Annotated in this window: 29 protein-coding genes and 5 pseudogenes; 21 read left to right on the forward strand and 13 right to left on the reverse strand. The window is 62.3% G+C overall.

Annotated elements, in window-relative coordinates:
• Positions 1–12: 12 nt before the first annotated feature.
• Positions 13–1,047 carry a uroporphyrinogen decarboxylase gene (hemE, locus tag G5575_RS02565; RefSeq protein ID WP_164532962.1) on the reverse strand — a complete coding sequence of 345 codons (1,035 nt, stop codon included), beginning with the start codon at positions 1,045–1,047 and terminating at the stop codon, positions 13–15.
• Positions 1,048–1,481: 434 nt separating this feature from the next.
• On the opposite strand from hemE, the gene G5575_RS02570 reads away from it, so the two are divergent.
• The 4 genes and pseudogenes from G5575_RS02570 (at position 1,482) to dnaQ (ending at position 4,232) form a co-directional block, all read left to right on the forward strand.
• Entirely contained in the window at positions 1,482–2,099 is a 618-nt protein-coding gene (locus G5575_RS02570) for a Maf family protein (protein ID WP_235935519.1), read from the forward strand.
• Positions 2,096–2,926, forward strand: coding sequence for a shikimate dehydrogenase (locus G5575_RS02575; RefSeq protein ID WP_164532963.1), 831 nt, complete (start codon positions 2,096–2,098; stop codon positions 2,924–2,926). Before G5575_RS02570 ends, G5575_RS02575 begins: the two co-directional genes overlap by 4 nt.
• 3 nt (positions 2,927–2,929) lie before the next feature.
• Positions 2,930–3,526 carry a dephospho-CoA kinase gene (gene coaE, locus G5575_RS02580; RefSeq protein WP_164532964.1) on the forward strand — a complete coding sequence of 199 codons (597 nt, stop codon included), beginning with the start codon at positions 2,930–2,932 and terminating at the stop codon, positions 3,524–3,526.
• Positions 3,526–4,232 (forward strand): annotated as a pseudogene (gene dnaQ / locus G5575_RS02585) (DNA polymerase III subunit epsilon). The gene coaE and the pseudogene dnaQ overlap by 1 nt, the downstream one beginning before the upstream one ends.
• 82 nt (positions 4,233–4,314) lie before the next feature.
• Here the strand turns inward: dnaQ and secB are convergent.
• Together secB and G5575_RS02595 are read right to left on the reverse strand one after the other, a co-directional pair.
• Positions 4,315–4,833, reverse strand: a complete 519-nt coding sequence (gene secB / locus G5575_RS02590; protein WP_164532965.1) for a protein-export chaperone SecB — start codon at positions 4,831–4,833, stop codon at positions 4,315–4,317.
• 84 nt (positions 4,834–4,917) lie between these two features.
• On the reverse strand, positions 4,918–5,376 hold the full coding sequence (locus G5575_RS02595) for an FxsA family protein (RefSeq protein WP_164532966.1): 459 nt from the start codon (positions 5,374–5,376) through the stop codon (positions 4,918–4,920).
• Positions 5,377–5,541: 165 nt separating this feature from the next.
• Here G5575_RS02595 and G5575_RS22040 point away from each other — a divergent pair.
• From G5575_RS22040 to G5575_RS02610, 4 genes and pseudogenes are all read left to right on the forward strand, one after another.
• Positions 5,542–5,886 (forward strand): annotated as a pseudogene (locus G5575_RS22040) (Tim44/TimA family putative adaptor protein); the annotation flags it as partial.
• Positions 5,887–5,917: 31 nt separating this feature from the next.
• Positions 5,918–6,265 (forward strand): Tim44/TimA family putative adaptor protein, encoded by a 348-nt coding sequence (locus tag G5575_RS19855; RefSeq protein ID WP_235935525.1) that lies wholly within the window; start codon positions 5,918–5,920, stop codon positions 6,263–6,265.
• Between the two features lie 24 nt (positions 6,266–6,289).
• On the forward strand, positions 6,290–6,871 hold the full coding sequence (locus G5575_RS02605) for a Smr/MutS family protein (protein ID WP_164532968.1): 582 nt from the start codon (positions 6,290–6,292) through the stop codon (positions 6,869–6,871).
• Positions 6,868–7,236 (forward strand): helix-turn-helix domain-containing protein, encoded by a 369-nt coding sequence (locus G5575_RS02610; protein WP_164532969.1) that lies wholly within the window; start codon positions 6,868–6,870, stop codon positions 7,234–7,236. The genes G5575_RS02605 and G5575_RS02610 overlap by 4 nt, the downstream gene beginning before the upstream one ends.
• A gap of 114 nt (positions 7,237–7,350) precedes the next feature.
• On the opposite strand, the gene hslU is transcribed toward G5575_RS02610, so the two are convergent.
• Positions 7,351–8,655 (reverse strand): ATP-dependent protease ATPase subunit HslU, encoded by a 1,305-nt coding sequence (gene hslU, locus G5575_RS02615; protein ID WP_407924833.1) that lies wholly within the window; start codon positions 8,653–8,655, stop codon positions 7,351–7,353.
• Between the two features lie 66 nt (positions 8,656–8,721).
• Positions 8,722–9,274: pseudogene (gene hslV / locus G5575_RS02620) on the reverse strand (ATP-dependent protease subunit HslV).
• A 264-nt stretch (positions 9,275–9,538) separates the two neighbouring features.
• Between hslV and hisB the strand changes: the two are divergent.
• The 7 genes from hisB (at position 9,539) to coaA (ending at position 14,167) form a co-directional block, all read left to right on the forward strand.
• The gene (gene hisB / locus G5575_RS02625; RefSeq protein ID WP_164532971.1) at positions 9,539–10,126 is read left to right on the forward strand and encodes an imidazoleglycerol-phosphate dehydratase HisB; all 588 of its coding nucleotides are present in this window, start codon (positions 9,539–9,541) and stop codon (positions 10,124–10,126) included.
• Positions 10,127–10,266: 140 nt separating this feature from the next.
• Positions 10,267–10,920: an imidazole glycerol phosphate synthase subunit HisH gene (hisH, locus tag G5575_RS02630; protein WP_235935526.1), complete on the forward strand. Its 654-nt coding sequence runs from the start codon at positions 10,267–10,269 to the stop codon at positions 10,918–10,920.
• A gap of 140 nt (positions 10,921–11,060) precedes the next feature.
• On the forward strand, positions 11,061–11,789 hold the full coding sequence (gene hisA, locus G5575_RS02635; RefSeq protein WP_164532972.1) for a 1-(5-phosphoribosyl)-5-[(5-phosphoribosylamino)methylideneamino]imidazole-4-carboxamide isomerase: 729 nt from the start codon (positions 11,061–11,063) through the stop codon (positions 11,787–11,789).
• Positions 11,786–12,100: a hypothetical protein gene (locus G5575_RS02640; RefSeq protein ID WP_164532973.1), complete on the forward strand. Its 315-nt coding sequence runs from the start codon at positions 11,786–11,788 to the stop codon at positions 12,098–12,100. Before hisA ends, G5575_RS02640 begins: the two co-directional genes overlap by 4 nt.
• A complete protein-coding gene (gene hisF / locus G5575_RS02645) occupies positions 12,097–12,903 on the forward strand; it encodes an imidazole glycerol phosphate synthase subunit HisF (protein WP_164532974.1) in 807 nt (268 codons plus the stop codon). Before G5575_RS02640 ends, hisF begins: the two co-directional genes overlap by 4 nt.
• Positions 12,900–13,217 (forward strand): phosphoribosyl-ATP diphosphatase, encoded by a 318-nt coding sequence (locus tag G5575_RS02650; protein WP_164532975.1) that lies wholly within the window; start codon positions 12,900–12,902, stop codon positions 13,215–13,217. Before hisF ends, G5575_RS02650 begins: the two co-directional genes overlap by 4 nt.
• Entirely contained in the window at positions 13,217–14,167 is a 951-nt protein-coding gene (coaA, locus tag G5575_RS02655; protein WP_164532976.1) for a type I pantothenate kinase, read from the forward strand. The genes G5575_RS02650 and coaA overlap by 1 nt, the downstream gene beginning before the upstream one ends.
• Before the next feature lie 106 nt (positions 14,168–14,273).
• On the opposite strand, the gene G5575_RS02660 is transcribed toward coaA, so the two are convergent.
• Positions 14,274–14,624 (reverse strand): VOC family protein, encoded by a 351-nt coding sequence (locus G5575_RS02660; RefSeq protein ID WP_164532977.1) that lies wholly within the window; start codon positions 14,622–14,624, stop codon positions 14,274–14,276.
• A 114-nt stretch (positions 14,625–14,738) separates the two neighbouring features.
• Here G5575_RS02660 and dapB point away from each other — a divergent pair.
• Together dapB and G5575_RS02670 are read left to right on the forward strand one after the other, a co-directional pair.
• Positions 14,739–15,550: pseudogene (gene dapB / locus G5575_RS02665) on the forward strand (4-hydroxy-tetrahydrodipicolinate reductase).
• A 17-nt stretch (positions 15,551–15,567) separates the two neighbouring features.
• Positions 15,568–16,182, forward strand: coding sequence for a 2,3-bisphosphoglycerate-dependent phosphoglycerate mutase (locus G5575_RS02670; protein WP_164532978.1), 615 nt, complete (start codon positions 15,568–15,570; stop codon positions 16,180–16,182).
• A 36-nt stretch (positions 16,183–16,218) separates the two neighbouring features.
• On the opposite strand, the gene G5575_RS02675 is transcribed toward G5575_RS02670, so the two are convergent.
• Together G5575_RS02675 and G5575_RS02680 are read right to left on the reverse strand one after the other, a co-directional pair.
• Complete coding sequence (locus tag G5575_RS02675) at positions 16,219–17,085, reverse strand: methylated-DNA--[protein]-cysteine S-methyltransferase (protein ID WP_164532979.1); 867 nt, start codon at positions 17,083–17,085, stop codon at positions 16,219–16,221.
• A gap of 71 nt (positions 17,086–17,156) precedes the next feature.
• Positions 17,157–17,648, reverse strand: a complete 492-nt coding sequence (locus G5575_RS02680) for a DUF2244 domain-containing protein (protein WP_164532980.1) — start codon at positions 17,646–17,648, stop codon at positions 17,157–17,159.
• A gap of 37 nt (positions 17,649–17,685) precedes the next feature.
• On the opposite strand from G5575_RS02680, the pseudogene nth reads away from it, so the two are divergent.
• Positions 17,686–18,383, forward strand: a pseudogene (gene nth, locus G5575_RS02685) (endonuclease III).
• Here the strand turns inward: nth and G5575_RS02690 are convergent.
• On the reverse strand, positions 18,380–18,820 hold the full coding sequence (locus G5575_RS02690) for a DUF2214 family protein (RefSeq protein ID WP_164532981.1): 441 nt from the start codon (positions 18,818–18,820) through the stop codon (positions 18,380–18,382). The pseudogene nth and the gene G5575_RS02690 overlap by 4 nt on opposite strands.
• Before the next feature lie 54 nt (positions 18,821–18,874).
• Here G5575_RS02690 and G5575_RS02695 point away from each other — a divergent pair, with 54 nt between their 5' ends.
• Positions 18,875–19,435 carry a TetR/AcrR family transcriptional regulator gene (locus tag G5575_RS02695; RefSeq protein ID WP_164532982.1) on the forward strand — a complete coding sequence of 187 codons (561 nt, stop codon included), beginning with the start codon at positions 18,875–18,877 and terminating at the stop codon, positions 19,433–19,435.
• A 62-nt stretch (positions 19,436–19,497) separates the two neighbouring features.
• Positions 19,498–20,502, forward strand: coding sequence for an adenosine kinase (locus G5575_RS02700; protein ID WP_164532983.1), 1,005 nt, complete (start codon positions 19,498–19,500; stop codon positions 20,500–20,502).
• Between the two features lie 109 nt (positions 20,503–20,611).
• Here the strand turns inward: G5575_RS02700 and pyrF are convergent, their stop codons facing one another.
• From pyrF to G5575_RS02715, 3 genes are read right to left on the reverse strand one after another with little or no spacing between them, the layout of a single operon-like run.
• Complete coding sequence (pyrF, locus tag G5575_RS02705) at positions 20,612–21,334, reverse strand: orotidine-5'-phosphate decarboxylase (protein ID WP_407924846.1); 723 nt, start codon at positions 21,332–21,334, stop codon at positions 20,612–20,614.
• 12 nt (positions 21,335–21,346) lie between these two features.
• The gene (locus tag G5575_RS02710) at positions 21,347–21,985 is read right to left on the reverse strand and encodes a histidine phosphatase family protein (protein ID WP_164532985.1); all 639 of its coding nucleotides are present in this window, start codon (positions 21,983–21,985) and stop codon (positions 21,347–21,349) included.
• A gap of 3 nt (positions 21,986–21,988) precedes the next feature.
• Positions 21,989–22,534 (reverse strand): NADPH-dependent FMN reductase, encoded by a 546-nt coding sequence (locus G5575_RS02715; RefSeq protein ID WP_164532986.1) that lies wholly within the window; start codon positions 22,532–22,534, stop codon positions 21,989–21,991.
• Positions 22,535–22,628: 94 nt separating this feature from the next.
• Here G5575_RS02715 and G5575_RS02720 point away from each other — a divergent pair, with 94 nt between their 5' ends.
• On the forward strand, positions 22,629–23,036 hold the full coding sequence (locus tag G5575_RS02720) for a VOC family protein (RefSeq protein ID WP_164532987.1): 408 nt from the start codon (positions 22,629–22,631) through the stop codon (positions 23,034–23,036).
• A gap of 108 nt (positions 23,037–23,144) precedes the next feature.
• Here G5575_RS02720 and dnaJ read toward each other — a convergent pair whose 3' ends face one another.
• Entirely contained in the window at positions 23,145–24,281 is a 1,137-nt protein-coding gene (gene dnaJ / locus G5575_RS02725; RefSeq protein ID WP_164532988.1) for a molecular chaperone DnaJ, read from the reverse strand.
• Between the last annotated feature and the right edge of the window lie 197 nt (positions 24,282–24,478).

Raw genomic sequence — 24,478 nt, forward strand, 5'->3', positions numbered from 1 at the left:
TCTCCTTGAGCGTTAACGGCCTTTGACGCGAGCGATCAGCTGCTCGACATGGGCAATCGGCGTTTCCGGCACGATGCCATGGCCCAGGTTGAAGATATGCGGGCGATCTGAGAACGCGCCCAAAATCCTGTCGACCTGGCTGGTCATGGCCTCGCCGCCGACGACCAGCCGCAGCGGATCGAGATTGCCCTGCACCGGAAGCGTGTTTGGCAGAGCCGAGCGGACGAAATCGAGCGGCGTGGCGTAGTCGATGCCCAAAACGTTGACGCCGGTATAGGCGGCATAGCGCGCCAGGTTGCCGGCAGCACCGCGCGGGAAACCGATAACCGGCGCATTCGGGATGCGCTCACGCAGACCTTCGACGATCCGGCGGTTGGGCTCCATTACCTGAAGGGCAAAGGCGGCGTCATCGAGGTTGAGCGCCCAGCTTTCAAAAAGCTGCACCACGTCGGCGCCGGCTTCAAATTGCGCGGCGAGGTAATCGACGCTGGTCTCGACCAAGATATCCATGAGCTTGGCAAAGGCTTGCGGATGCTGCAGGGCGAATTTGCGCGCCACCCATTGATCCGGCGAGCCGCGGCCACCCAGCATATAGGTCGCCACGGTCCAAGGAGCACCACAGAAGCCGATCAGTGTCTGTTCCGGCTTGATGGCAGCCCGAAGCCGCCGCACCGTTTCAAGGACCGGCGCAAGATGATCGAGAGCCCTCCCCTTCTCAAGCCCATCGATACTGGTCTCATCCACCGGATCAAGGATTGGCCCCTCGCCGGTTTCAAAGCGTACCGGTTGGCCCAGGGCATCGGGAATGACGAGGATGTCGGAAAAGAGGATAGAGGCATCAAGATCAAAGCGGCGTAGCGGCTGCAGTGTCACCTCGACGGCAAGCTCGGGCGTGTAGCAAAGCTCGAGGAAGTTCTTGGCCTGCTTCCGCGTCTCGCGATATTCCGGCAGGTAGCGACCAGCCTGGCGCATGATCCATACCGGAGGCCGTTCCTGCCGCTGCCCGAGCACGGTGGCCAGCATTGGTTTGTGAACCACGGTGCTCATCGAAAAGACCCCTTCAAAACCCAATAAGAGTCTTTCTTGCTTCGCTTTATTATCTTCATAGCGGTGTCTTGCGACAATTCATGATGATCCACAATCGCGACGGTGGCGACACGAGCGCGCAGGGCCTTGGTTAACGAGGTGTGAATCATTTTGCGAGGGCGATAGCGGCCGACCAAACCGAAATAGTTAACGAGAGATTAACCGGGCGACTCCCGAGTCAAGGATTCGATTCAGCCTGTGCGAGTCTGGACTCATAACTTTTCGCCGCCGGAACTGCTTTCCCACAGACCTATCCTTACCTCGATCCGGGGACCGGCTGTGGCCAAAGTGTTAATGAATTCTTACCTAGGTCGAACAAGTCGGGCGATAGGCGAAAGTTACGAGTCGAGAACACATCTTGGCCTTGAGCTGGGGATAGCAGTGTGGAAAACCTAATGCCGATGCTGATCCTTGCTTCCACCTCCGCCACCCGCAAAGCCTTGCTGATGCAGGCAAAAGTGCCTTTCGAAGCGATAGGGCCGACTATTGACGAACGCGCGCTGGAGGCCGAAGCTTTGGCTGCCGGAGCGGATTGTCGGGATGTTGCGCGTCTCCTGGCCGAGCATAAGGCGCGCAATGTTTCCGTTAACCATAGGGATGCACTGGTCATCGGGGCCGACCAGACGCTGGCCTTGGGCACCACCCTGCTGCACAAGCCGGCCACCATGGTGGATGCCGCGGCGCAACTCGACCAGCTCTGCGGCAAGACGCATCGCCTTCATGCGGGCATAAGCCTGGTTCGTAATGGTGAGGTTCTGTGGTCCGCGGTCGAAACGGCCGAGCTCAGCATGCGCCGCTTCACCCAGTCCGAGCGTGATCTCGTGCTCGCCCTCGAAGGCGAAGACATTCTTTACTCGGTCGGCGGCTATCGGCTCGAGGGTCCATCAATTCGCCTCTTCGAAAGCGTATCGGGCGATTACTTCACCATTCTCGGTCTGCCGCTTCTGCCTCTGCTCGGGGCGCTGCGGGACATCGAGCCAACGCTCTTTAACGCTTCGGACAAACTTGATTGACCATCAAAGCCTTCGTTATCGGCCACCCCATCGCCCATTCGCGCTCGCCCCTGATCCACGGCACGTGGCTCGCCGAGCACAATATCGACGGCAGCTATGAAGCGATCGACGTAGCACCCGGGGAGTTACCTTCCTTCTTTGAACGCTTGCGCTCCGGAGAGTTCAGGGGCGGCAATGTCACCATTCCCCATAAGGAAGCGGTGTTCGCGCTTTGCGACAGTGTCGACGACTTGGCGCGCACCATCGGCGCCGTCAACACGCTGATCGTTCGCGATGGCAAGGTGCATGGCACCAATACCGACTATCTGGGATTTTTGGGCAATCTCGATGCTGAAGCACCCGGCTGGTCGGATGGACCACGCGACGCCATGATCATCGGTGCCGGCGGCGCGGCGCGGGCGGTTCTGGTGGCGTTGCGGCGGCGAGATGGCGGCAAGGTTCATGTGCTCAATCGTACACTCGCCAATGCCCAAGCGCTGGTCGATGATATCGACGGACCGTTTGAGGCGCATGGTTTTGAGGACTTTGCTCGCCTGGCGCCGCAAATTGGACTTGTCGTCAATACCAGCTCGATCGGCATGCATGGAAGCCGCTTCGACTGGCTCGATATGGCGCTGCTGCCCCAGACAACGCTGGTGACCGATATCGTTTATACGCCGCTGGTAACGCCGCTTCTGGCAGAAGCTCAGGCGCACGGTTTGAAAACGGTCGATGGCTTGGGCATGCTGCTGCACCAGGCGGTGCCGGGTTTTGCCGCCTGGTTCGGCGTGACGCCTGAAGTCACCTCAGCCCTGCGCCAGAAAATCGAAGCGACCTTGGTGCACTGACCCATGTGGAAAATCGGGGTTACCGGTTCGATCGGCACGGGCAAGTCGACGCTTTTGGAAGCGTTCGCCAAAGCCGATGTGCCCGTGTCTTCCGCGGACCAGGCGGTAGCCGAGCTTTACGCTGGCGATGCTGTGGCGCCCGTCGAAGCGCTGTTTCCTGGAGTTTCCAAGGGCGGTGTCGTGGATCGGCAGGAACTGGCGCGCCGCCTTGCCGCCGATCCATCCGGCTTCAAGCGACTTGAAGCGGTGGTTCATCCCTTGGTTCGAGCCCGTATCGCGAGGTTTCTCGTTGAGGCCGAAAGGGTCGGAGCGGTCGCCGCGGCGGTGGAAGTGCCGCTCTTGTTCGAGAGCGGGTATGATTATGGTTTCGATGCCATCGCCGTCACGCATGTCGACGACGCCATTCAGCGCGAGCGGGTTATGGTGCGTCCGGGCATGACCGTGGAAAAGCTTGAGACGCTGCTTGCCCGGCAGATGCCGCAGGCGGAAAAGAAGGCACGGGCCACCTATCTCTTCGACACCGGGCGCAAGCGCGCAGAAATCGAGGACATGGTGTCCGAGCTTGTGGACGGCATCAGGGCGAGACAAAAGATCAAATGATCAGGGAAATCGTACTCGATACCGAAACCACCGGTCTCTCGCCCCAGGGCGGCGACCGGCTGGTGGAAATCGGCTGTGTCGAGCTGATCAACCACATCCCCACCGGCAAGACCTTCCACGTCTATATCAATCCCCTGCGCGCGATGCCGGAAGAAGCGTTCCGCGTGCACGGGCTGAGCGATGAATTTCTGGCCGACAAGCCGGTGTTCCGAGCGGTAGCCCAGGAATTTCTCGATTTCATCGGCGATGCGACGCTGGTGATCCACAACGCGCCGTTCGATATGGGCTTTTTGAACCATGAGCTTACCGGCACGGGTTTCAAGACCCTCGCTAATCCGGTGATCGACACGGTGATGGTCGCGCGTCAAAAACACCCGGGCGCCCGTGTCAGCCTCGATGCGCTCTGCAAGCATTACGGCATCGACATGGCCGCCGCACGCTGCATGGCGCCTTGCTCGATAGCGAGATCCTGGCCGAAGTCTATCTCGAGCTGATCGGCGGCAAGCAGGTGAGCCTGGCGCTTGTGGCCGAGGTCGAAGTCACCACCATCAGCCTCTCTGAATCGCGCATCGCCGTACGACCCCGACCCGTACCCCTGCCCGGCCGCATCAGCCTCAACGAGGCCGAGGCGCATGAAGCGTTTATTGCCAAGATGGGCGAGAGCGCGATCTGGGCGCAGTACGAAGAGAAAGCTGCGGCAGAGTAGAAGGAAGGCACCCCTCCCACCTTCCCACAAGAGAAAAGCCCCGGCACATGACCGGGGCTTTCTAATTTAAAACAACAAAACCTTAGTTCAGCGTCTCGCCATCGGCCGGAGCTGCGGCGCCCGCACCGCCCTGCTGGGCCGCAAGCTTGGCGAGGTTCTGGCGGTAGATGGCGGAAAAATCCACCGGCTCCATCATCAGCGGCGGGAAGCCGCCCTGCTGGGTGACGCTGGCGAGAACCTGGCGCGCAAAGGGGAAAATCAGGCGCGGGCATTCGATCATCAGGAGCGGCGAAAGCTGATTTTCCGGCACGTTCTTGAGGCGGAAAATGCCGCCATAAACCAGCTCGACATTGAAGAGCACGGTTTCTTCGCGGTTGGCCTTGGCGTTGAGCGTCAGCTCGACCGCATAGATCTCGTCGTTCTGCTTCTTGACGCCGACCGAGATCGAGACGTTGAAGGCCGGATTGCCGCCGCCGGACAAAAGCGTTGCCGGCGCACCCGGATTTTCGAACGAAAGGTCACGGATATACTGACCCACAAGGTTCATGCTGGGAGCGGTGGCGGGCTGCGGAGTGGTCGCGCCCTGGGTATCGTCGGCCATTATGCTTGGTCCTTTTAACGGGTTATCGGCAGCATCTTGGCCGGCTGGCTAGCACTTTTGCCGGTTTCCGACAAGCTTGACCGCTTATTGGCGCCCATCGCGCCAGTCGTCATTGTCGAGGTCGATCGTGGTCGGCCGCTGCAATCGGCCATCCTCGGCCGAATAGCGACGGTAGGCGCCGGTATCGACCACGGTGACGCGGCGGGCCAGGGAGGAGAAAATCCAGCCGCGCACGCCCGGCACCAAAAGCAGGAGGGCGACGATGTCGCTGAGGAAGCCCGGCAGCACCAGGAACAGCGCAGCGAGGCCAATCAGCATGGCATCAAAGAGTTCGCGCCCCGGCAGCGTGCCGGCACCAAGGTTGCTCCGCATGCGCGACAGGACGCCCAGACCCTGCTGGCGCAGCAGCACGACACCCAGGAGCGCAGCGCCGATCACCAGCGCCAGCGTCGGAAACAGCCCGATCGCCCGGCCGACGATGATGAACAGGGCGATTTCCACCAGCGGCAACAGGAGGAAGCCAAGGGGCAAAAGACGGATCACTAGGCGGTCCTTTATTAAGGGTGTCGGCGCGGCATAATGCAACTCGCCCATGGGTGAACTGGTTTTGGGCTAAAGCTTTCCCTATATATAGGCCAGCCCCGGCGCGGAACGAGCGCCAGCCCGGATTTTTTGATAAGACGCGTCCCGCGCAAGGTGCCCAAGATAATGGACGATTTTCTCGATCTGCCCACCCTGATTGCCATTGTCGTGGCAGTCTTCGTGCTGTTCCGGCTCCGCTCGGTGCTGGGAACGCGGACCGGGACAGAACGCCCGCCAGTCGACCGCAGCCGCTCAACGCCAGTGGAAAAGAAAGCGGGCACCGAGGACGATACCGTCGTGCCGATGCGGCCCCGCAGCGCGCAGCCGGAGCTGGACGATGAACGTCGGGCCCGCAAGCTCGAAGCCGAGATCGAGCAGCATTCGCGCGGCGACGAAGCGCTCAAGGCCGGCCTCAAGACCGCGGCCGAAGCCGATGCGACCTTTACGCCCAAATCCTTCCTCGAAGGCGCCAAGCAGGCTTACGAGATGATCGTCACGGCCTATGCCGAAGGCGACCGCCAGACGCTCAAGAACCTTTCTCGACAAGGACATCTTCGAGAGCTTCGCCCGCGCTATCAGCGACCGCGAAGCGGCCGGCCAGAAGGTCGATTTCACCTTTGTCGGCCTGCCCAAGATCGAAATCTCCGAAGCCGAATACGAAGGCAAGAACGTCTCCGTCACCGTGCGCTTCCATGCCGAAGTCGTGTCGGCAACGCGCGACAAGGATGGCACGCTGGTGGAAGGCAATGCCGACCAGGTGCAAACCATCGCCGACGAATGGACCTTTGCGCGCAATCCCAAATCGCGCGATCCGAACTGGAAAGTCGTCTCCACCAGCCAGCTCGACTGATCTTTTGCGGCGGGTGCTTTTTCAATGTCCAAGCGCGACACCAAGCGCCTGCCGCATGACTTTCACTTGTGGACCAGCGTCAGCTCCACCGTGGAGCCGCTGCGCCGCAAGGGTCTGCTGAAGCTCAGCCAGGGCGCCCTGCCCCTGCCCGAGCCGGAGCCAAAGCCCGCGATCAAGCCCGGGCCCAAGCCACTGAAGGCTGGCAAGCCTTTCCTGCCGCCCTATCAGGCGCCGAGTCCCATGCTGTCGGTGCCGGACAAGGCTGTCGATCCCGCCATCCATAAAAAGGTCCGCCGCGGCCGCATCGAGATCGATGGCACGATCGACCTTCATGGCATGACCCAGACCGAAGCCCGAGAAGCGCTGCGCCGCTATATCGGTGCACGGGCGTGGCGCGGCGATCGGACGATCCTGGTGATCACCGGAAAGGGGCTCAAGACCGACAACGATTATATCGCTGCGATGAGCGAGCGCGGCATCTTGCGCACCATGCTGCCAATCTGGCTGTCCGAACCGGGTCTTGCGCATATGATTTCGGGATGGAGCCTTGCGGCACGCGGCCATGGTGGGGAGGGCGCCTGGTATGTGCGCCTGCGCCGCCAATGACCCCGCTCGGCGCCAAGCTCCGCGCCCTGCGTGAGGCGCGCGGCATCTCGCTCAAGGAAATGGCCGCCGCGCTCAACGTTTCGAGCGCTTACCTGTCGGCGCTGGAACATGGTCGCCGCGGCAAGCCGACAGGCTTTTTGCTCCACCGCATCATCGCCTTTTTCAACGTCATCTGGGACGAAGCCGAAGAACTGCAGCGGCTGGCTGAAATTTCAGACCCGAAAGTCACGATCGACACCGGCGGGCTTACCCCGGAGGCGACGGAGCTCACCAATCGGCTGCGGGACAATATCGACCGGCTGGAGCCGGAGGATCTGCGATTTTTGCGGGATGAACTGGTGAAGCGGAGCGCGCGGAAGCGCTGAACTCACCACACCCACGATGTCATCCCCGCGAAGGCGGGGATCCATCCTGATATCTCAAGATGGGCCCCGGCCTTCCGCCGGGGTGACAATCGAGTTTGCGGCGGCTGAGGGGAACTAAAGCACGAACTTGCTCAGATCCGTATCCTTAGCCAAGACGCCCACCTTCTCCCGCACAAAGGCGGCGTCGATGTTGACGGTCTGGCCGGCGCGGTCAGGGGCGTCGAAGCTGATGTCCTCCACCAGCCGCTCAAGCACCGTCTGCAGGCGACGGGCACCGATATTTTCGACGGTGGAATTGACCAAAACGGCGGCATCGGCGATTGCCTCGATGGCGTCGACGCTGACAGACAGGGTCACGCCTTCCGTGCCCATCAAGGCGACATACTGCTTGATGAGGCTGGCTTCGGTGTCGCTGAGGATGGCGATGAAGTCTTCGCGCGTTAGCGCCTTCAACTCCACCCGGATCGGCAGGCGGCCCTGAAGCTCCGGCAGCAGGTCCGAGGGCTTCGATACATGGAAGGCGCCCGAGGCAATGAATAGCACATGGTCGGTCTTGACCGGTCCATACTTGGTCGAAACCGTCGTGCCTTCGATCAGCGGCAAAAGATCACGCTGCACGCCCTCGCGCGATGGCCCGCCCTGGACGCCACCTTCGCGGGCCGCGACCTTGTCGATTTCGTCGATAAAGACGATGCCGTGGTTTTCGACGAGCTCGATGGCCTCGGCCTTCAGCTGGTCCTGGTCGAGCAGCTTGTCGGCTTCCTCGGCGATTAGCGGTTCATAGGCATCCTTGACCTTGATCTTGCGCTTGACCCCGCGCCCGCCCATGGCCTGCTTGAACATGTCGGAGAGATTGATCATCCCGACGCCGCCCTGCATGCCGGGGAAATCCATGCCCTGCGGCGTGGCCGGCGTCATTTCGAGCTCGATTTCCTTGTCGTCGAGTTCGTTGTTGCGCAGCTTGGTGCGGAAACTGTCGCGGGTCGATGGCGTCGCCGAAGTGCCCACTAGCGCGTCGAGCACGCGCTCTTCGGCATTGTGATGCGCCTGCGCTTCCACATCGCGGCGGCGCTTGTCGCGCAGGACGGTAATGCCAGCCTCGACGAGGTCGCGCACGATCTGCTCGACATCGCGCCCGACATAGCCGACCTCGGTGAACTTGGTGGCCTCGACTTTGACGAAGGGTGCTTGTGCCAAGCGAGCTAGGCGGCGCGAAATCTCGGTCTTGCCGACGCCGGTAGGGCCAATCATCAAAATGTTCTTGGGTGAAACTTCGCGCCGCAGCTCGGGGGCAAGCTGCTGACGGCGCCAGCGGTTGCGCAGGGCCACCGCCACGGCGCGCTTGGCATCGGCCTGACCCACGATATGGCGGTCGAGCTCGGACACGATCTCGCGCGGCGAAAAATTGGTTTCAGTCACTTTCATTGCCTTTCGGATCGCTCGAGAGCCGATCCTCTTGCTGCCGCCAAAAAGGCCGGCAGGGTGTTAGATCTCGATCGCTTCGACGGTCACGTTGCCATTGGTGTAGACGCAGATTTCTTCGGCGATCTTCATGGCGCGACGGGCCACGTCCTCGGCATCGAGGTCGGTCGCCTGGTGCAGCGCCAAGGCTGCGGAATGGGCATAATTGCCGCCCGAGCCGATGGCGATGACGCCGTGGTCGGGGTCAGCACGTCGCCATTGCCGGTCAGCACCAGCGTGTCTTTGCTATCGGCGACGATCATCATGGCTTCGAGCTTGCGCAGGTAGCGATCGGTGCGCCAGTCTTTCGCGAGCTCGACGGCGGCGCGCATCAGCTGATCGGGATATTGCTCGAGCTTGCCTTCGAGGCGCTCGAACAGGGTAAAGGCATCGGCGGTTGATCCGGCAAAGCCGCCGATCACCTTGCCACCGGCAAGCCGGCGCACCTTTTGGCGCCATGCTTCATCACCGTCTGGCCCATGGAAACCTGGCCATCGCCAGCCACCACGACCTTGTTGTCACGGCGCACGGAAACGATGGTCGTCCCGTGCCAGCCGGGAAAAGAACTATCACTCATTGGGGGAGGTACTCCGAACTGTTGAGTACTATTTAGGAGCGGGATGAGCGATTGCAACGTCCTGCCACGCCCCCGTGGTTCGAGGCTCGTGAAGAACTCGCACCTCACCATGAGGGCTACTGGTGCACGGGGACGGAGTAGCCCTCATGGTGAGGTGCGGAGCAAGGCGAAGCCTCGAACCACGAGGGCGTGGCCCCAACTAACCCAATCTTCACGCGCCCATGCCTATCTGCTAGGGAGCCGCCGACCTTTCGGAGACCGCCCATGCGCACCGCTTCCATCGCCCGCAAGACCAATGAGACCGAGATCGCCGTCTCGATCGATCTCGACGGCACCGGCGCGCATTCCATGAAAACCGGCGTCGGCTTTTTCGATCACATGCTCGATCAGCTCTCGCGCCACTCGCTGATCGACATGGATGTCCGCCGTAAAGGAGACCTTCACATCGACTTTCACCACACGGTGGAAGATGTCGGCATTGCCCTGGGCCAGGCCATAAAAGAAGCGCTGGGCGATAAGAAGGGAATCCGCCGCTACGCCTCCTGCGATCTGCCGATGGACGGCACGCTCACCCGCGCCGCGCTCGACGTGTCAGGCCGCGCCTTTCTCGTCTTCAAGGCCGAGTTCTCGCAAGGCAAGATCGGCGAGATCGACACCGAGCTTTTCCGCGAATTCTTCCAGGCGCTGGCGATCAATGCCGGCATTACGCTCCACATCGAAAACTTCTACTTCGACAACAACCACCATCTGGCCGAGTCGATGTTCAAAGCCGTGGCCCGGGCCCTGCGCGATGCCGTGGAGATCGATCCGCGTACCGCCGATCGCGTCCCGAGCACCAAGGGTACGCTCTAGGCTTCCGCTGCCACGGCTTTTGCACTAAGTCAGCCTCAAACTGGATTGTCATCCCGGCGAAAGCCGGAGCCCATCTTGAGATTTCGGGATGGATCCTCGCCTTTGCGGGGATGACATCGTGGGTGTGGAGCACTCCAACGATGAGCATTGTCGCCATCATCGATTACGGCGCCGGCAATCTGCGCTCGGCTGCCAAGGCTTTCGAGCGCGTTGCCAGCGATCTTGGGCAGGGTCACGTCATCGAAGTCACCGCCGATCCCGAACGCGTGCTGAAGGCCGATCGCGTCATGCTGCCCGGCGTCGGCGCCTTTGCCGATTGCAAGGCCGGGCTCGATGCGGTGCCCGGCATGGTCGAGGCGCTGGATGAAAAGGTGATCCGCGGCGGCGCGCCCGTTCCTGGGCGTCTGCGTCGGCATGCAATTGCTGGCAAGCGAAGGCCGCGAAAAGGCAGTGACGCCAGGCCTTTGCTGGATCCCCGGTCCCGTGAAAAGATCAAGCCGAACGACCCGAGCCTTAAGATCCCGCATATGGGCTGGAACACCATCACCTTCACCAAGCCGCATGCCTTGATGGACGGTATTCAGGATGGTCCGGACGGCCTCCACGCCTATTTTGTCCACTCCTATCACCTGGCGACCGACAGGTCGGATGACCTCGTGGCCACCACAAACTACGGCGGCGACTTCACCGCCTGCGTCGGCCGCGACAACATTTTCGGCACGCAGTTCCACCCGGAAAAATCGCAGGCGCTGGGGCTCAAGCTGATCGAAAATTTTTTGGGTTGGACGCCATGAAGGGCCCCCACCCAACCTCCCCGTAAGTCGGGGAGGAGCCACATCGCGCTTGTGGCACTATCCAAGACCATACACCGACCTGCTCCTCCCCCTTGTGCAGGGGGAGGCCGGGTGGGGGTTGTACCCGCGAGCACTGCACCATGATCCTCTTCCCCGCCATCGACCTCAAGGACGGCCAGTGCGTGCGCCTCAAGCTTGGCGACATGGAGCAGGCTACCGTCTTCAATGACGATCCCGCGGCGCAGGCAAAGAGTTTTGAGGACCAGGGGTTTGAATATCTCCACGTGGTCGACCTCAACGGGGCCTTTGCCGGCGAGAGCGTCAATGGCGCAGCGGTCGAAGCCATCCTCAAGACTGTAAACTTCCCCGTGCAGCTGGGCGGCGGCATTCGCAATCTTGGCCATATCGAAGCTTGGCTCGATCGCGGCTTGGCCCGGGTCATTCTGGGCACCGTGGCGGTGCGCGATCCAGCGCTGGTCAAGGAAGCGGCCCAGAAATGGCCCGGTCAGGTCGCTGTCGGCATCGATGCCCGCAAAGGCATGGTCGCGGTGGAAGGTTGGGCGGAGACGTCCGAGCTTTCGGTGATCGAGCTCGCCAAGCGCTTCGAAGGTGCTGGCGTTGCGGCCATCATCTATACCGATATCGATCGCGACGGCATTCTGGCCGGCATCAACTGGGACTCGACGCTCGAGCTGGCGCGCTCGACCTCAATCCCGGTGATCGCCTCCGGTGGCCTTGCCTCCATGGCCGACATCGAGCGCTTGACCCAACCCGATGCCGCGGTTCTCGAAGGCGCTATTTCTGGCCGCGCGCTTTACGACGGCCGCATTGATTCACGTGAAGCATTGGCACGGTTGAGGGCGGCATGAGCAACGGCCGCTTCCCCTGGAAGGCCTATGTGATCACTTTCGTGGTCATCGTGCTGATCGCCGCGGCCCCGCTTTTGTCCGTGATCTTTACCGCATACGTTGCTGAGGCCAATGGCTGCGTCGTCGACGAAGGTTCGGTCCATTCCTGCATGATCGGGGGCAGCGACTGGGGCGAAACGCTCTATTTCACCGGCATGATGGGCTGGTTCATGCTCGCCACCATCCCCCTTGGCGGCGGCGCGCTGATCGTCTGGTTCGTCCTGCTTGTGATCCACTATATTGCCTGGCGGCGGAAGGCTTTGATGCCATGACCCTCAAGACCCGCATCATTCCCTGCCTCGACGTTGCTGGCGGCCGCGTGGTCAAGGGCGTCAATTTCGTCGACCTGATCGATGCCGGCGACCCCGTCGAAGCCGCCATGGCCTATGATGCGGCCGGCGCCGACGAATTGACCTTTTTGGACATCACCGCCAGCCACGAAGGCCGCGACACCATTTTCGACGTCGTGGCGCGCACGGCAGAGCATTGCTTCATGCCGGTGACGGTCGGCGGTGGGGTCAAGAGCATCGAGGATATCCGCAAGCTTCTTCTGGCGGGCGCCGACAAGGTCGCGATCAACTCGGCCGCCGTCAACGATCCGGATTTCATCGCCCGCGCCGCCGACAAGTTCGGCAATCAGTGCATCGTCGTTTCGGTCGACGCCAAGCAGCGGCTGAGCGAGGCGGTTGGCGGCGACAACCGGTCGGAGTGGGAGATTTTCACCCATGGCGGCCGCAAGCCGACCGGCATCGACGCGGTGGAATTTGCCGCCCGCATGGTCGAACGCGGCGCCGGGGAATTGCTGGTGACCTCGATGGACCGCGACGGCACCAAGTCGGGCTTTGATCTCAAACTCACCCGCGCCATTGCCGATGACGTCGAAGTGCCGGTGATCGCCTCGGGCGGCGTCGGTACGCTGCAGGATCTGGTGGATGGCGTGACGGAAGGCCATGCCAGCGCTGTGCTGGCGGCCTCGATCTTCCATTTTGGTACCTTCACCATCCCGCAGGCAAAACGCTACATGGCCGAGCATGGCATCGCCATGCGCATGGACTTGAGCCCGGAGGTAAAATGACCCTCGAAGAACTCGAACAGCGCGTGGCGCTGCGCGCCGCTGCCTCGCCGGACGAAAGCTACACCGCAAAGCTCATCGCCCGCGGCATCAACAAGGCAAGCCAGAAGCTGGGCGAAGAGGCGACCGAGGCGGTGATCGCGGCCGTCAGCGGCGACCGCGCGGAATTGGTGAAGGAAAGCGCGGATGTGCTCTATCACCTCCTCGTCGTGCTCAAGGCCGCCGGCGTGCCCCTAAGCGACGTCATGGACGAACTCGATACGCGCACGGCCCAGTCCGGGCTGGCCGAAAAGGCCGCGCGCAAGGATACGCTTTGATGGCGAGGCGCCCCGCTGTGCTCGACCCCTATCGCAGCTTCACCAAGGCCGAATGGAGCGCGCTGCGCGACGGCACGCCGATGACGCTGACGCAGGCCGATATTGATCGGCTGCGGTCGCTCTCCGATCCGATCTCCCTTTCGGAAGCCGAAGAGATCTACCTGCCGCTCTCGCGCCTCCTCTCCTATTACGTGGAGGCGACCAAGGGGCTGCATCTCGTCTCCAACCGCTTCCTTGGCTCGCCCTCCGAAAAGGTGCCCTTCATCATCGGCGTCGCTGGCTCGGTGGCGGTGGGTAAGTCGACTACGGCGCGAATTCTGCAGGCGCTGCTCAGCCGCTGGCCGTCTAACCCCAAGGTCGATCTCGTCACCACTGACGGCTTCCTCCATCCCAATGCGGTGCTCGAAGAACGCGGGCTGATGTCGCGCAAGGGCTTTCCGGAAAGCTACGATCGCGCCCGCTTTGTCGCTTTTCTGGCCGATATCAAGTCCGGCAAGGCGAATGTCGGCGTCCCGGTCTATTCGCATCTGGTCTATGACGTGGTGCCTGGCGAAGAGATCACCATCGACCGGCCGGACATCCTGATCGTCGAGGGTCTCAACATCCTGCAGCCGGGCGAATTGCCCAAGACCGGCAATCCGATCCTCTTTGCTTCCGACTTCATCGATTTTTCGATCTATATCGACGCCGACAACGAAGACCTCGAGCGCTGGTTTCTCGAGCGCTTCTACCGCCTACGTGAAACCGCCTTCCGCGATCCCAACAGCTTCTTTCGCCGCTTCGCCGAAATGAGCGAGGAAGAGGCAGGCACTTTCGGGCGCATGGTCTGGCGCGACATCAACCTGCCGAACCTGATCGAAAATGTGCTCCCAACGCGCGGCCGCGCCGATCTTGTGCTCAAGAAGGGCGGCAATCACCGGGTCGGTGAGGTGAGGCTGAGGCGGTTGTAAGGACCCCCACCCAGCCTTCCCTGCAGAAGGGGGAGGAGCAGGACCGTGGGTTGAACGCGATGTAACAACTCCCCCGCCTGACGGGGAGGCTGGGTGGGGGTCTACCCTAATACGTCCCCGGCTGTGGCTGGCTCAGCACGATCAGGTTCCCGTCCGGATCCCGCAGCTTCGCCGTGTTGAAAAAGTGCCCCGTCGCCTTGCTCACCGGCTTGATGCCGTGCATTTCGAGCCGGCCCAGCTCCTCGGCAAGGTCATCAACGATCAGCATGGTGACGCTGGCGCCAGCGCGGTCCTGATCGGTCATCACATGCACCCAACCGCCGCCGGGCAGCTTCCATTCGGCGACGTCGGCCATGGTTCGTGCATCGGCTGTGCGGCCGAATAGATACTCGTACCAGACCAGCGACAGGCTCAAATCTTCAACGGCAATGCCGGCCAGCACATTGGTTATTGTCATGGGTGCCCGCTTTTTGCTCTTGGGACGAATCGTAACACACCGAAGGGCAAGTGCCACCCCGGTTGGCGGCGCAGCACGGCGCTGCTATAGGCGGGTGAGTTTGGGAGGCAGGGCATGAGCAAATTGCGCATCATCGTGGCAGGGGCCGGCGGACGCATGGGCGCCGCCAACCTCAGGGCCGTCGCGCAGCATGCAGAACTGGAACTGGTCGGTGCCGTCGACCGTCCCGGCGCTGCGGCTCTCGGCAAGGATGCTGGTACTCTGGCCGGCATAGATGCCTTGGGCATTCCGGTCACCGACGATGCGGCGTCGCTGCTGGGCCACGCCGATGCTATCATCGATTTTACCACGCCGGCCGCCAGCGTTGCCTTGGCACAACTCGCCGCCCAGCACGGCCTCGTCCACATTATCGGCACCACCGGCTGTTCCGAAGCCGACGACGCCGCCATTGCCGAGGCGGGCCACAATGGCGCCCGCATCGTCAAGTCCGGCAATTTCTCCCCGGCATGGTTGCCCTCGCCGTGCTCGTCGAAAAAGCCGCGGCGGCCCTGGCGGACTACGACATTGAAATCCTTGAAATGCACCACAACCTCAAGGTCGATGCCCCCTCCGGCACCGCCCTGCTCCTTGGGGAAGCGGCGGCACGCGGTCGCGACATCTCGCTCAAGGACAATTCGGTCCGTAGCCGCGACGGTCATACCGGCGCCCGCCAGGCGGGGACGATCGGATTTGCAACCCTACGCGGCGGCAACGTGATCGGTGATCATTCGGTGATCCTCGCCGGACCGTCCGAGCGCATCGAACTGACCCATCGCGCGCAGGACCGCACCATCTATGCCAATGGCGCCACTCGCGCTGCGCTCTGGGCTGCCAACCAGCCCGCGGGCCTTTATTCCATGGCCGACGTTCTCGGCCTCAACGACTGACTGACAGGAACAAAAAGATGACCGGCACGCTGATCCTCGTCCGCCACGGCCAGAGCGACTGGAACCTCAAGAACCTTTTTACCGGCTGGCGCAATCCCAACCTCACCCAAAAGGGTGAGGGCGAAGCCCGCGCTACGGGCCAGGCGCTCAAGGCCGCCGGCATCGTCCCTGATCTTTACTACACCTCCGCCCTGCGCCGCGCCCAGCACACGCTGGACCTGATGCTCGAGGAAATGGGCATCCTCAACGTCACCATCACCCGCAATGTCGCGCTCAACGAACGCGACTACGGCGATCTCTCCGGCCTCAACAAGGACGATGCGCGCGAAAAGTGGGGCGAGGAACAGGTCCACATCTGGCGCCGCTCCTTCGACGTCCCCCCTCCGGGCGGCGAATCGCTCAAGGACACCGCCGCTCGCACCCTGCCCTATTATGAAGCCGAGATCCTGCCGCAGCTGCGCGACGGCAAGACCGTGCTGGTGGCAGCGCACGGCAACTCGCTACGCGCGCTGGTGATGTCGATCGAAGGCCTGACGCCCGACGAAATCCTCGCCCGCGAAATCGCCACCGGCGAGCCGACGGTTTACAAGATCGGCACGGATGGGAAGCTGGAAGAGCGGGTTACGCTCTAAGCAACAAGCCTCGGGGGCTTCGGTGATTCACGTGGATCACCGGGCCGAAATTACCCCTGCCTCCCAGCCCAGGATCGCCCGCTTGCGCGGGACGCCCCAATGATAGCCCGTGAGCGCACCCGAAGTGCCGACGACGCGGTGGCAGGGCACCACGAAGCTGATTGGGTTCTTGCCCACGGCGGCGCCAACGGCCCGCGAGGCTTTTGGCCGGCCGATATGGTTGGCGACGCTCCTATAGGTTGCCGCCCGCCCGACCGGAATCTTGAGCAGTGTTTCCCACACCTTGACCTCGAAATCAGTGCCGATCAGCACCACGCGCACCGGATGCTCGGCCGACCAGCGGCCGGGCTCGAAAATAGGGGCGACCAGAGGCGCAACACGGGCGTCGTCGCGTGTGAACCGTGCATTGGGCCAGCGGGTGGCAAGATCGGCAAAAGCGTCTTTGATCGAGGTTTCAGCATCGGCGAAGCCAAGGCCTGAAATGCCGTAGTCGGTGGCGGTCACCACGGCCAGTCCGAACGGCGAAGGCGCGACGCCCCAGAACATGTCGAGCCCGGCGCCACCGGCGCGGAACACGCCGGGCGGCATGGCTTCATAGGTGACGAACAGGTCATGGAGACGAGACGTAGAACTCAGGCCCACTTCGTACGTGGTGTCGAGCACGCTGGCCTGGCCCTGCAGCAGGCCTTTTGCATGATTGAGCGCCACGGCCTGGGCAAAGCTTTTGGGGGTGAGGCCACACCAGCGGCGAAAGAGATCAGTCAGCTGCCGCTCGGTGAGCCCCAGCGCACGCGAAAAGGCCGGAAGGTCGGCCTCGTCCGGGCCATTTTCGCTAAGATAGCGAATGGCGGCGCGGATCGTGTCGTAATCTGTTTCGGGCTGGAGCGTGCTGAGCTGGTTCATGGCCAAACCTTGGTCGTCGGTGCGGCCAATCTAGAACCCCAAAGGGCGGGGAGCGACCCGAAAATGACGCGTCAGATCGAGCGCCGCGCCTGCCGCAAGGCACTGCCAAAGGCTTTGGCAAAGCTCGACTTGTCGTCCACCGACAAGAAGCCGCCAAGCTCGACTTCCTCTTCGGCGTGACGGAGAAAGATCGCCGTCGTCCGCTCATATCCGTCACGCACGAGGCGAATACGAATCGCCTTGCTGTCGAAGCGCCGCAACTGCTTTTGCTGGCCGGGTCCGGTGATCACCAGTTCAAGCTGATCCGGCCAAACCGAAATGGCCTGGCTTTGCCGCTTAAGCCTGCCCTGGCGAATGCCCAGGGCACCGAGCCCGCCACCCGCAAGCCCGAAGGCGGCAAGTCCGGGAAACAGGAATTCTGGCATGGCAATCAGGAATGGCGTTCCGACAATGCCGGCCAGCACCAGACCGACCCAACCGCCCGCAGCATGGAGCGAACGCTCCGGCTTGAGTGTTGCTGAGAACAGCGGTGTGGTTGAGGTGGCTTGCGTCGGAGCGGTCATTGCATCGAAATACTAGGACAGATTCGAAGGCAGGAACATGGCCGCGCCGAGAAAAGTGAAACAGCTCAGCCGCGCCACGGCAGAAGCCATCTTCATCCGTTTTCATGAGATCGAGCCCGAGCCAAAGGGCGAGCTCGACTATGTCAACGCCTTCACGTTGCTGGTGGCCGTGGTTCTCTCGGCGCAGGCCACCGACGTCGGGGTCAACAAGGCGACCAAACGCTTGTTCGAGCGTGCCCCGACCCCCGCAGCCATGGTGGCTTTGGGCGAAGAAGGCATTACTGAGCATATCCGCACCATCGGCCTTATCGCGGCAAGGCCAAGAACGTCTTCGCGCTGTCACAGCTGCTGCTGGAAAAGAATGGCGGCGACGTTCCGAGCGAGCGCGAGGCGCTGGAGGCCCTGCCCGGCGTCGGCCGCAAGACGGCCAATGTGGTGCTCAACATCTTCTTCAAGCAGCCGACCATTGCCGTGGACACCCACCTTTTCCGCGTCAGCAATCGCACGGGTCTGGCGCCAGCGCCCACGCCGCTAGCTGTGGAGCAGAAGCTGTTAAAGATCGTTCCGGAGCGTTTTATGCTCCACGCGCATCACTGGCTGATCCTGCATGGCCGCTACATCTGCAAGGCGCGGACGCCGGAATGCTGGCGTTGCCCGATCAGGGAGTGGTGCCTTTACGAACCCAAGACACCCTTCCCCAACAAGCCTGCCAAGAAGGCCTTGCCACTGGCTTAGCTGCCATAGCCCCGCGCCATGGCCGCGGCAAAGATCGGGATGAACAGCAACACGCCCGCTTGCAGATGGACGAACCTGCGGCTGGCGGCGACCTCGTTGGCCGGCGGTGCCCCTGCCCCGGCCTTGTCCCAGCGGCGAATGGCGATGGTGGGCGGGACGGTCAGAAGGCCCATGATCAGGAAGGCCGTCATCTTGCCCCAAAAGGCGTGATTGCCGAGATAGTATTGCCAGCCCATGTCGCCGAAGATGACTCGGATGATGCCAACGACTATGACGAGACCGGCAACAGCGCCGTAAGCAGCGTCAACTTTAGCCAACTGCCTGACTTGGCTCGCGCCGATCCCAGGCCGAAGCAGCGCGAACTCAGCCGCAAAAATCCCCACCAATGTGAACACTGCTAGATGGTGCGCGCAAGCAAGGACGAAATCCCAGTCCATCGCCGAACCCCCTCAAGTTGACAGCGCTTACATGAGTGACGCATGGTGTGAACGATGTCAACATTGTCCAATGCTCCTTATCACCACGGCACTCTGCGCCAGTCTCTGCTCGAAGCGGCGCTCATCATCTTGGCACGGGAGGGTGAGGCGGGCCTAGGCCTGCGCGATCTTGCGCGGGCCGTCGGGGTGTCGCCCGCGGCGCCTTATCGCCATTTCGATAGCCGGGCTGCCCTGCTTGAAGCCCTGGCCGTCACCGGCTTCCAGCGCTTCGCCGCCCGCATGGAAGAGGTCGCTGCCGGCGACCCGGAAGACAAGATGGCGGCCATGGGCAAGACTTACGTGCTCTTTGCGCTGGAAAACGCCAACCTTTTTCGTCTGATGTTCTCGCCGCAGCTCAAGCGCGAAAACCGCCCGGGCCTGCGTATGGCAGCCGATGCGGCCTTCGACACCATGCGCCACTTCATCGATGGCGACATGGAAAAGGGACGCATCCAGGCTTTGGCGGCCTGGGCCAAGGTGCATGGCCTGGCGGTGCTGCTGCTCGACGGACAGATTACCATTCGCCCGCGCGAGGATACTGAGGCCCTGATCGCCCAGATCATTGCCGGCCTTTAGTTGCCGCAGCGGCGATCATGCTCTAAACCGGCTCACGGCCTTTCCTCATGCCGGATCCCCTAATGACCCAGACCCGCTTCGACGTGCTGACCATCGGCAACGCGATCGTGGATATCATCGCACCCGCCGAACCCGGCTTCATCGAACGCGAGGGCATGACCGAAGGCATCATGCACCTGATCGAGACGGATCGGGCGGAAGACCTTTACGGCAAGATGCCCCTGGGCAAGCAGCAGATCGGTGGCGGCTCGGCGGCCAACACCGCTGCCGGCGTCGCTTCACTTGGCGGCCGTGCGGCTTTTGTCGGCAAGGTGGCCGATGACGTACTCGGCGACGTCTTCGAGACCGACCTTACCGCGGCGGGCGTTCATTACACGACAAGCCGTCTCAAGGGCGGTGCGTTGACGGCGCGCTCCATGATCTTCGTTTCCGAAGACGGCGAGCGCACCATGAACACCTATCTTGGCGCCTGCCACCAGCTGACCGAACAGGACATCAAGCCCGACGAGATCGGCGGCGCCGCCATCACCTATATGGAAGGGTTTTTGTGGGACCCGGCCGAAGCCAAGAAGGCCTTCGTCCTCGCCGCGCACTACGCGCACAAGAACGAACGCGCCGCGGCCTTTACCCTATCGGACCCGTTCTGCGTCGATCGCTACCGTGCCGAGTTCCTCGATCTCATTCGCTCCAAGACCATGGACTATGTCTTTGCCAATGTTCATGAGCTGAAATCTTTGTACCAGACCGACGACCTGGGCGAGGCCGTGCGCCAGATCGCCAAGGACGCCGAAGTCGCCGCCATCACCATGGGCGCCGATGGCGCCATGGCGGTGATCAATGGCGAGATCGTTTCGGTACCTGCCTACCCCGTCGACAAAGTCGTCGACGCAACCGGCGCTGGCGATCTTTTTGCCTCTGGTTTTCTGCTCGGCATGGCCCGGGGTCAAACGGTGGAATCGGCTTTGCGCACCGGTTGCCTCGCCGCCAGCGAAGTGATCAGCCACATCGGCGCAAGGCCGCAGCTGGATTTGGCAGATCTGACGCGCCAGCATGGATTGGTGGGGTAAGACCCCCACCCAACCTCCCCGTAAGTCGGGGGAGGAGCACTGCTGGTGGTCAAAACTCGATCGGACTCCTCCCCCACCTAATGGGGAGGCCGGGTGGGGGTTGTACCCCTCACGCAAAACTCGTCCGCTTGCCGTCCATTTCCGCGAGGATCGCCCGCGCCGCGGCAGCCGGATCCGCGGCCTCGACGATCGGCCGTGCCACGACCAGGTGGCTCGCTCCTGCCGCCAGGGCTTCGGCCGGGCCCATGACCCGCTTCTGGTCGCCGCGCGCTGCCCCCGCCGGACGAATGCCTGGCGTAACGATCGCCAGCTTCGGCCCGACAATGGTCCGCACCATTTCGGCTTCCTGCGGCGACGCCACGATGCCGCCGATGCCGGCCTCGCGTGCCTGCTGGGCACGGAGGGCGACGAGCCCCGCAGCATCGCGTTCATAGCCCGCGTCCTTGACGTCCTGATCGTCCATCGAGGTCAGCACCGTGACGCCCAAAACGGTCAGCCCCGACCCCGCCGCGCCTTTGGCAGCGGCAGCCATGTTCTTGGGATAGGCATGGACGGTCAGCATCGCCGCGCCGGTTTCCGCAAAGGCAGCGACGCCCTTTTCGACCGTGTTGTCGATGTCGAGCAGTTTCAGGTCGAAAAACACCTGCTTGCCCGCAGCGATCAGCGCCTTGCCAAGATTGAAGCCGTCGGCCCCATAAAAGCACTGATAGCCGATCTTGTAGAAGGAAACGCTGTCGCCCAGGGCGGTGACGATATCCTCGGCGCGGGCGCGAGACGAAACGTCGAGGCCCACGATCAACTGGCCAGCCATGCTCTTCCCCCTCGATGTGATGATGGCTTGGGGCTAGCCCAATTCCGCCGCGGCGACAAGCGCGGGCATACGGAACCAGCCGCGATCGATCTCTTCCATCGGATGCCAGTCGGTCAGCAACTGCCTGGCCTCAAGATCGAACAAAAAGGCATTGCCACCACCGGGAGCGCCGATCCGGCGCTGATCTTCCTCGCGCGAAATCCGCCGCTGGCCGAGATGGCACTTAAGGAGCGTGCCGACAGCCCCATGGCCGCAAAAGATCGCAAAGGTGTTGGCGGGCACCGAAGCCATGGCCGTCGTCACCGTCGCCACGATCCGCGCCTGCGCATCGATGGCGCGCTCCCAGCCGTCGACGCTGTGCTGCGGCTCGGCAAAGAAGCGGTCGGCGGTGGTTTCGAAAAGCGCAGGAGGCAGGAAGCCGGTTGCGCTGCGATCGTTTTCACCCATCAGGTGATCGGCCAGAACCAGCGTCCCGGCAGCGTCGGCCACGAGCTCCGCCAGCTCCAGCGCCTTGGTCTCGCGGCTCGAAAATATCATAGTGCCACGCGGTACCAGGCGCTTGTCCACAAAGGCTTGCGCACGGGCCCGTCCTATTTCGGAGAGGCCCCACAGCGGCACGGGAACAGCGGCGTCGATCCGAACCTCGGGATGCGTGAGGTAGATCGCGCGCATGGGCTAGGCTCGGCTGAAATGGGTGAGTTCGTCGATCATCTGCTCGACCTTGCGGATGATCGGGGCTTCGGTCGGATTGCCATCTGCATCGAATGCCCCATTGGCTGGCCCGATCCCCAAAAGCGTCGGCACCACCAGAGTGCCCAGTTTGGTCAGCGACTCCCTTAGGTGGCTCAGCCCCCAGATCGCTCCATACTTGCCCGAGCTCACGCCACCGATGCCGAAGACGGCGTGGCGGAACGGCGACGGTTTCTGTCGGCTGAGCCAGGTGACGGTATTGACCAGAAGCGGAGAAACGCCGCCATTATATTCAGGCGAGGCGATAAAAACGATCTCATGGCTGCGCCAAAGTTCGGCCAGCCGCGCCGCCGCTACGGGCGCGTTATCGGCCTCGAGATCTTCGTTGAAGATCGGCATTGGAAAATCGGCGAGATCGATGCTGGTGACCGCGACGCCGGCTTCAGCGAGCTTGCGGTCCATATGCTGCTGCAGCACGCGGTTCCACGAGCCCTTGCGGATCGATCCGGACAGTGTCAGCGCCGTCTTCATTTTATCTCCTTGAGCGTGTCGAACCGGCGACTGCCGCCTCGTCGTCAGATCAGAAGCGACATGCTAACGTGGCTGCACACCAGAGGAAATCATCATGCCTGCCCAGATCTTCGTCAATCTGCCGATCCGCGATCTTCAAGCCTCGATGGCCTATTACAAGGCGCTGGGCTTCGACCACAATCCTCAGTTTACCGATGACACGGCAGCCTGCATCGTCATCAGCGACACCATCTATGTCATGGTCCTGACCTACGACAAGTTCAACCAGTTCACCGATCTGCCAATCCCCGACGCCAAGGAAGGCCGGCAGGCGCTTTATGCCCTCTCCCGCGACTCGCGCGACGCCGTCGACCAGATCGCCGAGGCCGGCCTTGCAAATGGCGGGCGCGAAACGCGCGGCAAGCAGGACATGGGCTTCATGTATTCCCGCGCCGTCGCCGATCCCGATGGTCACACCTGGGAATATGTCTGGATGGATATGAGCAGCTTTCCGACCGAGTGAGCTCGGCCCCCACCCCGCCTCCCCGTTAGTCGGGGGAGGAGCACTGCCGGTGGTTAAGACTCGATCGAGCTCCTCCCCCTCCTAAAGGGGAGGCCGAGTGGGGGTGACTTAAGCGTCGAACATCTTCTTCAGCTTGTCGAAGAACCCGCCCGAATTCGGGCTGGTCTCTTCCGTCTCCAGCCGCGCAAATTCTTCCAGCAGCTCTCGCTGCTTGCGGCTCAGGTTCTGCGGCGTTTCGATGTCGAGCTGCACGTAAAGATCGCCGACATCCTTGCTGCGCAAAACCGGCATGCCCTTGCCCTTGAGGCGCACGCGCTGGCCCGGCTGCGTGCCGGCCGGCACCTTGACCTTGGCTCGCGCAGAATCGAGCGTCGGCACTTCGAACTCGCCACCAAGCGCAGCCGTGGTCATGGAAATCGGCACGCGGGCATAAAGATCGGCCCCGTCGCGCTGGAACAGCTGGTGCGGCTTGATCGAGACGAAAATATAAAGGTCGCCAGGCGGTCCGGCACGCAATCCCGCTTCGCCTTCATTGGCGAGACGAATGCGCGTGCCGTCCTCGATACCCTGGGGAATGTCGACCGAAAGCTTGCGGTTCTGCTGGCGGCGACCCTGGCCACCGCAATCGGTACAAGGCTGGTCCATCATTTCGCCGCGGCCTTGGCAGACCGGGCAGGTGCGTTCGATGGTAAAGAACCCCTGCGCCGCCCGAACCTTGCCATGGCCATTGCACTGTCGGCAGGTATGGGTGCCGGTGCCCGGCTTTGCGCCAGAACCTTCGCAGGTCTCGCAGGTAGCCAGCGTCGGCACGTCGATCTCGACGGTTCGACCCTCAAAGCTTTCCTCGAGCGTGACTTCGAGATTGTAGCGCAGGTCCGAGCCACGCGTCTTGGCCGCACCGCCGCCACGGCGGCCGCCACCAGCCCCGCCCATGAAGTCGCCAAAGATGTCTTCAAAAATGTCCGACATCGAAGATGAGAATTCCGGCCCGAAACCGCCCGGTCCGCGGCCACCGCCATTTTCGAAGGCGGCGTGCCCGAAGCGGTCATAGGCGGCGCGCTTCTGGCCGTCCTTGAGCGTATCGTAGGCCTCGTTGATTTCCTTGAACTTGCCTTCCGCCTCGGCATTGCCGGGGTTGCGGTCCGGGTGAAATTGCATCGCGAGCTTGCGATAAGCGCTCTTGAGGGTGGCCTCGTCGGCGCCTTTCTGGCAGCCGAGCACCTCGTAGAAATCGCGTTTAGCCAAGATCGAAAATCTCCTGCGTCGCGCCGGAAACAGTGTCGTCGCGCTGGAATGGGTAAAACAACGGCCGGCAGCACCGGCATGGTGACCCGCATATGGGCAGGCGCGCGGGTATTAGCAAGGGCAGGTCGGAGGATCAACCAAATGGATTCACGTGAAACTTCTGCACGCTCTCGCAACGGAGACCTCATGGTGAGCCT

The organism is Devosia aurantiaca (assembly GCF_011058215.1).
GTDB classification, from domain to species: domain Bacteria; phylum Pseudomonadota; class Alphaproteobacteria; order Rhizobiales; family Devosiaceae; genus Devosia; species Devosia aurantiaca.